Origin of the sequence: Novosphingopyxis baekryungensis DSM 16222 (assembly GCF_000420305.1) — a bacterium.
GTDB lineage: Bacteria > Pseudomonadota > Alphaproteobacteria > Sphingomonadales > Sphingomonadaceae > Novosphingopyxis > Novosphingopyxis baekryungensis.
The window spans coordinates 209,920-220,911 of record NZ_ATUR01000005.1 but is presented as its reverse complement, the minus strand read 5'-3'; the positions used below and the strand labels follow the sequence as shown (position 1 = coordinate 220,911).

The 10,992-nt window shown below is 58.5% G+C and carries 14 protein-coding genes; 7 read left to right on the top strand and 7 right to left on the bottom strand.

Features of this window, described 5'->3' with window-relative positions; genetic code table 11:
• Positions 1–8: 8 nt before the first annotated feature.
• Together traL and G410_RS0110275 are read right to left on the bottom strand one after the other, a co-directional pair.
• Positions 9–296, bottom strand: coding sequence for a type IV conjugative transfer system protein TraL (gene traL, locus G410_RS0110280; protein ID WP_006834208.1), 288 nt, complete (start codon positions 294–296; stop codon positions 9–11).
• A 31-nt stretch (positions 297–327) separates the two neighbouring features.
• Entirely contained in the window at positions 328–660 is a 333-nt protein-coding gene (locus tag G410_RS0110275; protein WP_022673573.1) for a hypothetical protein, read from the bottom strand.
• Positions 661–1,028: 368 nt separating this feature from the next.
• Between G410_RS0110275 and G410_RS0110270 the strand changes: the two genes are divergently transcribed.
• The 3 genes from G410_RS0110270 (at position 1,029) to G410_RS0110260 (ending at position 3,245) form a co-directional block, all read left to right on the top strand.
• A complete protein-coding gene (locus tag G410_RS0110270; RefSeq protein ID WP_022673572.1) occupies positions 1,029–1,520 on the top strand; it encodes a hypothetical protein in 492 nt (163 codons plus the stop codon).
• On the top strand, positions 1,513–1,728 hold the full coding sequence (locus G410_RS0110265; protein ID WP_028971342.1) for a helix-turn-helix transcriptional regulator: 216 nt from the start codon (positions 1,513–1,515) through the stop codon (positions 1,726–1,728). Before G410_RS0110270 ends, G410_RS0110265 begins: the two co-directional genes overlap by 8 nt.
• A 347-nt stretch (positions 1,729–2,075) precedes the next feature.
• Positions 2,076–3,245: a zinc-dependent alcohol dehydrogenase gene (locus tag G410_RS0110260; protein ID WP_022673570.1), complete on the top strand. Its 1,170-nt coding sequence runs from the start codon at positions 2,076–2,078 to the stop codon at positions 3,243–3,245.
• A 587-nt stretch (positions 3,246–3,832) separates the two neighbouring features.
• Here G410_RS0110260 and G410_RS0110255 read toward each other — a convergent pair.
• The 5 genes from G410_RS0110255 to G410_RS17415 form a co-directional block, all read right to left on the bottom strand.
• Positions 3,833–5,004 (bottom strand): IS3 family transposase gene (locus G410_RS0110255; protein WP_156851929.1). Its coding sequence is split into 2 segments (ribosomal slippage): positions 3,833–4,752 and positions 4,752–5,004, totalling 1,173 coding nucleotides; the frame shifts between segments, so codons are not numbered across the junction.
• 82 nt (positions 5,005–5,086) lie between these two features.
• Positions 5,087–5,338: a hypothetical protein gene (locus G410_RS0110245; RefSeq protein WP_022673567.1), complete on the bottom strand. Its 252-nt coding sequence runs from the start codon at positions 5,336–5,338 to the stop codon at positions 5,087–5,089.
• A 428-nt stretch (positions 5,339–5,766) separates the two neighbouring features.
• Positions 5,767–6,084: a winged helix-turn-helix domain-containing protein gene (locus G410_RS16370; RefSeq protein ID WP_022673565.1), complete on the bottom strand. Its 318-nt coding sequence runs from the start codon at positions 6,082–6,084 to the stop codon at positions 5,767–5,769.
• Positions 6,081–6,416: a hypothetical protein gene (locus G410_RS17420; RefSeq protein WP_156851928.1), complete on the bottom strand. Its 336-nt coding sequence runs from the start codon at positions 6,414–6,416 to the stop codon at positions 6,081–6,083. Before G410_RS17420 ends, G410_RS16370 begins: the two co-directional genes overlap by 4 nt.
• A gap of 110 nt (positions 6,417–6,526) precedes the next feature.
• Positions 6,527–7,354 (bottom strand): CPBP family intramembrane glutamic endopeptidase, encoded by an 828-nt coding sequence (locus G410_RS17415; protein ID WP_022673563.1) that lies wholly within the window; start codon positions 7,352–7,354, stop codon positions 6,527–6,529.
• A 556-nt stretch (positions 7,355–7,910) separates the two neighbouring features.
• Here G410_RS17415 and G410_RS17410 point away from each other — a divergent pair.
• From G410_RS17410 to G410_RS0110205, 4 genes are all read left to right on the top strand, one after another.
• Positions 7,911–8,543 carry a hypothetical protein gene (locus tag G410_RS17410; protein WP_022673562.1) on the top strand — a complete coding sequence of 211 codons (633 nt, stop codon included), beginning with the start codon at positions 7,911–7,913 and terminating at the stop codon, positions 8,541–8,543.
• On the top strand, positions 8,540–8,986 hold the full coding sequence (locus G410_RS0110215; RefSeq protein ID WP_022673561.1) for a phage holin family protein: 447 nt from the start codon (positions 8,540–8,542) through the stop codon (positions 8,984–8,986). Before G410_RS17410 ends, G410_RS0110215 begins: the two co-directional genes overlap by 4 nt.
• Positions 8,983–9,807: a DUF3618 domain-containing protein gene (locus G410_RS0110210; protein WP_022673560.1), complete on the top strand. Its 825-nt coding sequence runs from the start codon at positions 8,983–8,985 to the stop codon at positions 9,805–9,807. Before G410_RS0110215 ends, G410_RS0110210 begins: the two co-directional genes overlap by 4 nt.
• A 177-nt stretch (positions 9,808–9,984) precedes the next feature.
• Entirely contained in the window at positions 9,985–10,944 is a 960-nt protein-coding gene (locus tag G410_RS0110205; RefSeq protein WP_022673559.1) for a YihY/virulence factor BrkB family protein, read from the top strand.
• The last annotated feature ends 48 nt before the right edge of the window (positions 10,945–10,992 follow it).

The following is a 10,992-nucleotide window of genomic DNA, read 5'->3' as shown; positions in this document are numbered from 1 at the left end:
TGCCTCCCTCAGCCCGCCAACAGGCGGCAGTGGGAGGGCGGCGTGGCTTTCAGCCCGAGAAAGCTCCCGGGCAGGTACCAGTACGCAGCATGCACCAGTGCCGAACCGGCGCCGCGTGCCTTTGCCTTCCGCAAGGCAAGCCAGGCCCCGGCGGCCAGGCCGATACCGATGAAGATATGCTGCGAGAGAATGCCCCAGGCGAAGGGAATGAGAATCCCTGCAAACTCGTCGATGGTCCAGAAGCCGATGAGCTCCGGGTCGTCGAGCCGCCGTGGAACGAGGTACCTGTCGGCCATGCCGCCCTCCTGTCGTGACCGGATCCGCTGATCAGATGACCGCGGTCACGACGGAGGTGACGATCGGAACGCCGGTGCCGACACCGATGCCGACGCCGACCGGCACCGCGACCTGGCCGAGCGAGAAGCGCCCGGAGGCGAGACCGATCAGACCGCCCGCAAGGCTGAGCACGGTGATGATCTTGCCGCCCGACCCTTCGAGGAAGTCGGTGAACTTGGTGAGAGCGGGATCGAAGGTGGTGTCGGCGCCGGCAAAGGCGGCACCGGCGCAGGCCAGCGCCACGCAGGCGGGAAGAATGTAGTCGCGTCCACGAGCCCGGTTGGGCGTGCGCTGCTGGACCGGAAGGGCAGTCTTGGTGGTCATGGATGGAACCTTTCGAGGGATTGAACATCAGCCAGCGATGCGTTCGCTGTATGTTCTTTCCTCTCCCCGGAGCTGGGCTGTAGGAAATAGGGAACTGGATTTTGGGGCGGCCGGCCAAGCAGAAAGAGACATCTGAAGGTGCGATGGCCGTGATTCGCGCAGGCTGATCGCGAAGCAGCGCCGACTGTACCGGCTTCTGAGCGAAGCAAGCCGCGATACGCGCGCAGGCGGCCGGAATTCGCGCGAATCATGGAAGGAAGCTGATTCGGCCCTTCCTTTATGTTCTCTAAGTGTTCTTTTCGTTTTCCTACAGGCTTCCTTCGCGGTTAGCCGATGAGTCGATCACATCTAGAGATAAGGATTCGTCGATGACCAACATGGCGCTCTTTGCCGAACAACAGGTTCGCGCCGACCTGGCCCGGCTGCTTCTGGCCGCTGTCGAAGCCAGCGGCCGTGCTCGCTGTGAGATCGCGCGCGACGCGCAGATCCATAAGGATGCCTTGCGCCGGGTCCTTGCAGGCGAGCGCTCGGCCAGCCTCGGCGAAGCCTTGCGCATTCTTGCCGCAAGCGGCGTCGCGCCGCACGCACACCTGCTCCTGTTCCTCGTCAGCAGCGGCGATCACGCGATTGCGTGGCTGCAATCGGATCTCGCGCAATTCTTCGAGGACTTCTCCGGCGAACTGCCTTCAGCGCTCGAGCGTGTCTTGGGCAACCAGGTTCATGACGTGAAGCCGCGCTGGGCCAAGGGCACCGCGCATCGTGTCGCCCGCCTGCTTTCCGATCACATCGATGAGCTCGAACGCAAGGATGCGCTGCTTGGCGATGTCTTTGCCGGTGTCGAAGGAGGCCATCGTGGGTGAGGAGATCGACAAGGGAGCGACCGAGCCCCGTCGGGTGACGCGGCTCATTCGCTTACCTGAGGTGCAGCACCGCGTCGGGCTTGGCCGTTCGACGATCTATCGCTGGATGGCCGAGGGTAAGTTTCCGAAGCCGGTGCAGCTCGGTGGATATGCAGTTGCTTGGGCCGAGGACGAAGTGGAGCGTTGGATCACGAGTAGGCTTCAATGACTGCTGGTGGGCCGAAAGGAGACTGTCCGGGTCTATCGAACATTGTAAAGAAGCAGACACCAGCCTCCTTCGCAGTCCCGTGATCCTATCGATCACGAAATATGGAACAACACAATTCTGTTCGAAGACCGCGACTGCTCGGAAATCTGTTTCCTAGCGTCTTTCTGTCCTCTGAAACTCTGGGACTTTACGAAGCAACGCGGAACCGCCGTCCGACTGGTTGTCGGGAGGCTCTAAACCATCTCGTGAGGAAAATCAATTGCGAGCTTCGCTTTTATATAAGGGGGGTGGATGGAACAAAGCCTATCGCTTGCTGTTACTAAGTGGCAATCAAAGAAAGGCATTTCATGCGCGCACTGGTCTGGCACGGCAAGAACGACATTCGTTGCGACACGGTGAAAGATCCCGGCATCGAGGATCCGAAGGACGTCGTCCTTAAGGTAACGGCGACCGCAATTTGCGGCTCTGACCTCCACCTGATGGACGGCGTGATGCCCGGAATGCAATCTGGCGACATCCTCGGACATGAATTTATGGGGGAGGTTGTTGAGATAGGCTCGGAAGTTACCCAGCTAAAGAAGGGCGATCGCGTGGTCGTTCCCTTCACAATTTCGTGCGGTTCTTGCTGGTTCTGCGAGCGCGATCTCTATTCCTGCTGCGACACCACAAATCGCACCGCTGAAAACGCTGTCGAGACGATGGGTCACGCTCCTGCGGGGCTATTCGGTTTCTCCCACCTCGTCGGTGGCTATCCGGGCGGGCAAGCCGAATACGTTCGCGTTCCCCATGCCGACGTCGGACCCATAAAGATCGAAAGCGACCTAGCGGACGACAAGGTTCTCTTCCTTTCCGACATCTTCCCGACGGGTTACCAGGCGGCCGAAAATGCGGTCAGCGAAGGCGATACAGTCGCTGTCTGGGGCTGTGGTCCGGTAGGCCTATTCACAATTCGATCCGCCTGGATGCTCGGCGCTAAGCGTGTCATCGCCATCGACGATGTGCCTGAGCGGCTCGCGATGGCGCAAAGCTACGGGAAGGCGGAAACCATCGATTTTTCACAGGAAGACGTTTACGAGCGACTGCAGGAGATGACGAACGGTCGCGGTCCCGACGCTGGTATCGATGCTGTTGGAGCGGAAGCGCATGGTAGCAACTGGGGCGCCTCGCTCGCTGAATCGATAGAGCTGCACACTACCGGGGCGCACGACCGGCCACATGTTCTCATGCAAATGGTGAAGTCTGTTCGCAAAGCCGGGAAACTTTCCGTGCCCGGTGTCTACGCCGGCCCGACCGCCTTTCCAATGGGTCCTTTCATGAACAAAGGTCAGACCATGAGAACCGGCCAGACCCATATGCAACACTATCTGGAGCCGTTGCTCGAACGAGTGCAAGCGGGCGAAATCGACCTTTCCGAAATAATCACACACCGTGGCACTTTGGAAAATGGCCCAGACTTCTACAAGACCTTTCGCGACAAGAAAGATGGTTGCGTAAAGTGCATCATGACACCGAATTAGGGACATGTAGCAGAAAAGGGTCGGGTCGGTTTTGCCAACCGTGCTTGGGGTGTCTCTTCTACTTAGAGACGATAAATACCTGCGGTAGTACTCCTCTCGGAACAAGTATTGGCAACTATTGCGCTAAATCAGACCAGGAGCCGATCGAGCACATTTGCATTCCGCTGTGCGATAAATGTCATCGATTGTGATTAAGGGAGCAGTAGGGCCGTCGTGGCAAGGTTGCTAGTAGTGCGAGAAGATACTTGGCTCCAGAAGAAACCTAGTCGTGATAAATATAAGAACCAGCGCCTACAGCGACTGAGGTTCAAACCGCCCACTATCAACTCAAGCGAAAGACACACATCTCATAATGCGTCATTAGATTATCTCTACACGCTTAGCGGCATATCGCGGATGCTCAAGGCGGACTTCACCGCCAGCTCTGTGAAGCACCACAGTTTGCGAAGTTTCGGTTTTCAACGCGATTTTACGCCACTGCCTCAAATCGTTCGTAATCACGCAATCCACTTTGATGGCTTAGTAAGGCGTCTACCTGGACCGGTGAAATCGGCGTGACGTGACCCCCAGCTTTCCCCCAGCTGGGATTAGAGCCGGGCAGTTTTGTTGCGCATAAGCGCGGTTGAAGCAATGGGCTGCGTAGCGGAGCCCGTAGGGCGCAGCGAAGCAGGCCATTGCTTATTCAGTTCGGCGGCGAACGCCGCCGGTGTTGCGTAGCCGATAGACGAGTGCGGTCTCTCCCCGTTGTAGTCTTCGACCCAGGCAGCGATCTCGACCCGGGCGTGTGCCAGACTCATGAACAAGGTCTGGTTGAGAAGCTCGTCGCGCATGCGTCCGTTGAAGCTCTCCACGTAGCCGTTCTGCATCGGCCTTCCGGGCGCGATGTAATGCCACTCCACGCCGACCTCGCCGCACCATGCCAGCACAGCGTTGCTGGTAAGCTCGGTGCCATTGTCGCTGACGATCATGCCTGGCTTGCCGCGCTGTTCGATCAGTGCGGTCAGCTCGCGAACGACACGGCGACCAGAGATCGAGGTGTCCGGCACCGCTGCCAGGCACTCCCGGGTCACGTCATCGACCACGTTGAGCACCCGGAACCGTCTTCCCGAAGCCATCTGGTCGTGAACAAAGTCCAGGCTCCAGCGCTGGTTCGGCAGCGCCAGAACCGGAGCAGGTGCCCTTGTGCCAACAGCACGCCTGCGGCTACGTCGTCGCCTCACTGCCAGCCCTTCCTCACGGTAGAGCCTCTGGGTCTTCTTGCGGTTGATCATGATCCCCTCCCGGCGCAGCAGGATGTGCAGACGCCGATAGCCGAACCGGCGACGCTGGTTGGCCAGCTCGCGCAGCTTCTCCCTAAGTTCTGCATCGTCATCTCGCTTCGAACGGTAACGCACGCTCTTGCGATCGGCATCGATGACACGGCACGCCCGCCGCTCGCTCATCCCATGGCACGCCTGGAGATTAGCCACAGCTTCCCGCTTCGCGGCGGGCGTCAGAACTTTTTTGCCAGAAGATCCTTCAACGCAGCCTGATCAAGCATCGCATCGGCCAGCAGCCGCTTAAGCTTGGCGTTCTCGCTCTCGAGCTCCCTCAGCCGCCGGGCTTCGGACACCTCCAGCCCGCCATACTTCGACTTCCAGTTGTAGATCGTCGCTTCCGACACTCCGTGCCGCCGCGACAGGTCAGCAGTCTTCGCACCGGCCTCGGCTTCCTTCAGCACGCCAATGATCTGCTCTTCTGAAAACCTCGTTCGCTTCATCTCGTCCGTCCTTCTGTCAGGGCCGGACTCTAATCCAACTTGGAGGAAAATCAGGGGGTCACGTCACAAGCGGCGGAAGTTTCTAACTTTCGGTGTCCCTGAGCCATTTCAGCGACCCAGCTTCCATTCCCTTGAATTTGGGATCATCCGCCAACGGGGCGACCAGAAGTGCCGCGCCGTCCTTCAGTTGCCATTTGATGCGATGATACAGTTTTGAGCGGGTCAGTTCGCTCTGGATGAGATAGAGTCCGTTACGCAATCTGATACCGTCACCACACAGGTCAAGGTTCTTTGGGCCATAATCCGGATCGAAGAACAGGAGATAAAGGGTCATCTGGTTATAATTAGGCTGATAAGATCAAGTTACAAATTGTGTCTCAGCAGGTCGCACAAGCCAATCTCACGGGGCCAGCACTATGACCGCTTTCGGGAGCCGCGAGCGGTAGACAGATGACCGGAATTGGGGCGCAAAGCTGACCGGCAGCATCCAAAAATAGCAGCCTGTCAGATTCTGGGCCGGGAGGAGACTGTCCGGTTTCGGAAAGCAAGCCCTAAAAATCAGACGGTCAGCGAGTCCGCTTCTATGAAAGCTCCAGCCCTCTGTTGCGGACGTTCAGCGCACTCCCATAAACTGGCAATCGAAGCCCAAAGTAGCGTGAAGGGGCAGAGATTCGCCGTTCGGCCATTTCGGCCTCAAACCGCCCAGTTGCCCCGCGACCTGGACATCCAGTTCGACAGCTTCATAGTTGTCCTCAGTGTCATCTAGTCCGAAGCAGTCTCACCGATCTTCTCGTCCGCTACCGTGATCATATCCTGGAGCGCCTTCACGTGCTGCTGAAAGGCCCGTCGGCCCTTAGACGTGAGTGCTGCCCAAGTTCGCCGGCGGCCGTTCCGGGGCGCTTTCTTGATCGATACATAGCCCGCTTCTGACAGTGTCGAAAGATGTTTCGAAAGAGCCGAGTCGCTCACCTCGACGACGTCTCGAATGACCGAGAATTCGGCTTCGTCGGCGCGGAGAAGAATTGCTGCGATCTGCAGGCGCGCGGAAGCGTTGAACATCTCGTCGAGACCCACGCTCATAACCTCCCTTCATGCACATCTCCGCGATACACCCGTTCCCAGATCCAGCTGAGTCCCGCTGTCCCGAGAGCGACGATTGACAACGTCACCCAGAACCATGGATCGTCGGTCGGGTCCTCGAACTGGGTGAGGACGATGAACAGCGCGGATAGGATCAGAACGATGATCGCGGCTACGATCCACACGGTCCTGCCTCGTTGATATCCGCTCACGAACATGCCGTGACGCTTCTTATCGTCCCGGACAATCAACAACATCAGGACCATTGCCGTCACGAAGACCACGGCTGCGACATCACGAGGGAGAGCTACTGCCGCGACCATCAGCGTCATGAGCAATCCACCAGCAAAATGCCTCCAGATCGGCCACCTCATTCGTCTCGCCAGACGATCATTCGTGGACTCGAGAGCTGCCAGTGCGTCCCGTGGATCCTCAGAGTTGTTCATGTGCTTGCCTCCGTCTCGACAACCGTAGCTGCTCCTGCCGGCATTGCTGGCAAAGCCCCCTCACTCGCCTCGGCACTTGCACGTCGCTTAGCCAGATACTGGGAAACCAAAGGCCTAATCACCAAGCCGATCATATCGATGAGCACGTGCATCGCAATCGGCTTGATGATGGATCCGTTCGAGAGATAGAACCAAAAGAAGAGCGCACCCATCGCACTGGTCGCGAGAACGCCCTTCCAACCCTGATACCAGTGCGCCAATCCGAATGCCGCGATCGAGATCATCAGCGACGCCGATATTGATCCAGTAGCTTCCAGCACCAACAGCGGGAGGGCAACGCGATAGAAGATTTCCTCGCTGATGCCGGCGTTCAGAGCGAGAGGGATGCAGGATGCGACCTCCTTTCCGTTGCGCGGCAGAAGAGCTTCAATGTCGCCGACCACCGGTTGTGACATCTTCTTCAACCGCCGACGCCAGACCACGGCCGTGATAGTAAGGCCTAGAAGCAAGCCAATGGCCATTCCGAGCACCGTTTCAAAACTGGAACCTTCGGGTTCCGAAACTGCCTCGAAGGGAGCGATCAATGGCGCGAATTCAACGGGCAAGGAGTATAGTGAGTCCAGTCTCCCGAAGGTCAGCAGCACGGCTAACCCACCGACACCGAAAAGCGCCATCGGAACGACAGTCCATCGGCGGTAGAAACGCATCCGGTCCGCGCTGGAATCAAACTTCTTGAAAGCTGCGTAGTCGCGCGCATCGCGCCAAGACATCCATGCGAGCCCGCACAGCACGACCAGAAGGACCAAACTGTCTACCAAATCCATTGCCAAACCCTCACTTTCCTCGAAGGAAAATGACTAGGTGCGACTTTCCTTCGAGGCAAGTCAAAACTTTCCTCTTTGGAAAATAAACTGCACGCTACAGTGCGCGGGCAACCTGATGGGAAGAGATAAGCGGGGGTTCTGAAGTAAGGCTGGTTCTTTCAATCGTTACCGATCGACAATTATCAGTCGCGACGTCCGCTTTCGAAAGCTCGTTCGATGATCATCTCTTGACCAGAATTAGAACGCTTTGCAGACGAGCTGAAACTAGGCCGGAAACGGATTGTCCGGATCTGGTGGCTGCAGCGTCGAAAGCCGACATTCCACGCGCGACCAAAGGCGGTCCCTATGGTGCTGCTGGCCCCCTTTCGCAAGCAGTCCTTCCATCAGACTATCTATGGCTCGTGTCGATCTCTGAACATGGGGCTTTTCTTTGGTACAAATTTCCCGAAGGCAAGATGCGCGGACTTTGGACGCTGCAATTCGATTGAGCTTGGGCAAGTTGCGGAACAATCTCAGCGCGATACCGCTCTAGTGTTATCTTTTTAGGAGATTAACCATGGTGGACACCCCACGAAACCGAACAAGTAGCTCTCAGCACGGCGACGTAGCCGATGATCTCAAGGGCGACGCCCGCGACCTCAAGGAAACGGCGACCAGACAGGGCGAAGCGAAGGCCGCCGAAGAAAAGGATCGGGTCGGACGCGCGGCGCATTCCGCTTCTTCGGCCATGCAAACCGCCGCCGACGAACTGCAGGGCGACGATCGGGCACCCGATTGGCTTGCTTCTGCATTCAGCAGCGTGGCACGCGAAGTGGACGGGCTGGCATCGCGATTGGAGAACAAGTCTCCGCGTGAACTGGCTAACGAAACGCGCCGGTTCGCCCGCGACAATCCGTCGGCCTTCCTCGCTGCATCGGCTGCCGCCGGGTTCGCTGCCGCCCGCTTCCTTCGTGCCGGCGCCGAATATCACGACGACTACGATGTCGGCCAGGACGACAGCGACCGCAGCGACGCTTACCAGACACGCGGAACCTATGGTGCTTCGACCGGCATGGCCGAAACGACCCCGGCCACTACCGCCGCCTCGACCACTCCCACCGCGACCACGGGTTTGGGTGATCGCGAAAAGACCGTGGCACAGGCGCGCACCAGCGTTGCGTCTTCCCGATCAACAGGAGAAACGCGATGAGCCAGATCGACAACAGAACCGACCGCGCGACGACGACCGGCAGAACCGACGACAATGTCGTAGATTTGCTTGGCCGTCTCACCAGTCAGAGCGCGCATCTGGCGCAGCAGCAGGTCAATCTCGTCCAGGCGGAGATGCGCGAGTCCGTGGCAGACATCCAGAAATCGGTTGCGAGCCTTCTGGGCGCAGCGGTGTTCGGCATAGCCGGTCTCGGTGTCACGTTGATGGGCATTGCCTATTTGATCGGCGACGCCATCGACGACCGCGATCTGGCTACCCTGCTGGTCGGCCTTGCAACCCTCATCCTGGCTGCCATCCTCTATGGCGTCGCCCGAAGCAAGATGAAGGCAACCAATCTGAAGCCGGAGCGCACGATCGATACGGTCGAACGCACGCCTGATGCGGCCACCGGCGACCTTACCCATTCCGGAGCAAAACGATGACCCAGAACCAAACTCGCGACCCCGACGCCATCGAAGCCGACATCCGCCGCACACAGGAAAACATGAGCGAAACTGTCGATCGGATCGGCGACCAGATGTCGCCGCGCAAACTGTTTGACGCTTTGCTAGACAAGGCGGACGAGAACGGCATCGACGCGCGCTACATCCTCGACGGTGCCCGCCGCAATCCGCTCGCCATGGCGCTGATCTCTGCCGGTGGCATTTGGCTGGTCAGCGATTACGATGCCAAGCCATCGGCGTTCACATCCAATTCCGGAAGCGACGGCGTTTCGAGCAACGCGTACGATTACGATCCCGATCATCGCGGCTATGTCGAACATATGTCGCGTATCGAGCGGCAGCCCGACGAAGACGACACGATCTATCGCCGCCGTCGCGACGAACATCGCGGAACCTATCTGATGATCGAACGCGATCACGACGAGGACGACAAGTCCTATCGCAAGCGGCTCGACGACGCGACCAACCGCATGCGCGAAAAACGCGACAGCTTTGCCGATAGCGCGCGCCAAACGCGAAGTGACCTGGCTAAACATGGTCGGCGCACGGTGGACAAGGGACGCGATGCCTATAACAGCAATCCGCTCGTCGGCGGGCTGGCAGCGGCCATCGTCGGCGCCATTGCCGGATCGGTGATACCGTCGTCGCAAACGGAGCGCGAAAAGCTGGGCCCCCAAGGTGCCAAGACACTGGACCAAGCCAAGACGAAAGCCCGCGAGGTTGGCCGCGAAGCACGCGCGAAGAAGGACGAAGCGGTTGCCAAGGCCGACCGCAAGGTGGAAGAAAAAGGGCCGGCGTAACGCATTGCTTGCTCGCCAGTTGCGCCAGTCCGATCGAGGTTTCATCTCTGTCGAGACTGGCGCACGGGTATTGAGCCCGGATGCATCGGGCAATTGTCTGAAATCATGCCGGCGGCATCAAACGGTGTTCGCCGGTCTGACGCGTTAGATCACCTTAGGATAATTCGACTGGCAGCTATGACTTCGACTGACGAACCACGTGGGCGCACGGCAAAGAAACCTTCGCACATTCCTGCGAAAGGCTGGAAGGACATCCTTCTGAGAACGAAGGACGAGCTCGAAGCCGACCATGTTTCGGTCGTGTCCGCAGGCGTCGCCTTCTTCGGCATGCTCGCGCTCTTTCCCGCGATCGCCGCGATCATCCTGATCGCGGGATTAGTCGTTGATCCGATGGTGGTCGAACAGCAGATCGAAAGTTTCGCCGCCGGGCTACCGCAAAACGCAGCCGAAATACTGGAGAACCAAGCCCGCAAGGTTGCCGCCGGCGCGAACACCACGTTGGGCTGGGCTGCGCTCGGCAGCATTCTCTTCGCGATCTACGGCTCGTCGAAAGGCGTCAAAACGCTGATGGTCGGCATGAACGTCGCCTATGACGAAGACGAAACGCGTGGCTTTCTTCGGATCAATGCGACAGCCCTTGTGCTGACGGTTCTCATGGTGCTCGTCCTCGTTATCGCGATGGGCCTGATGATCGTCCTGCCCCTGCTTGCCGACGGACTTGGACTGCCGTCCTTCATTCAAACCGTTGTATTCTATGGTCGGTGGGTGTTGTTGGCTCTTATTGCTTTTGGCGGGTTGTCCGTGCTCTACCGATATGGTCCCTCGCGCGATGCGCCGGAATGGCGCTGGGTCACGCCGGGTTCGGTCGCGGCGGTGACGGTTTGGTTACTCGCATCGATCGCCTTTGCCTTCTACGTGCGGAATTTCGGTAGCTATAACGAAACCTACGGGGCGCTCGGCGGCGTTATCGTATTGCTGATGTGGTTATGGGTGTCGTCATACATCGTGCTGCTTGGTGCAGAACTCGATTCCGAAATCGAGCACCAGACCCGCCTCGATACGACGGTCGGACCGAACGAGCGGATGGGCAATCGCGATGCCATCAAAGCCGATACGCTCGGGGAAGAAAAAACCTGAACTGCCGAACGCCGAATGTTGTGTTTGGCAACCCCGCATACCATTGCA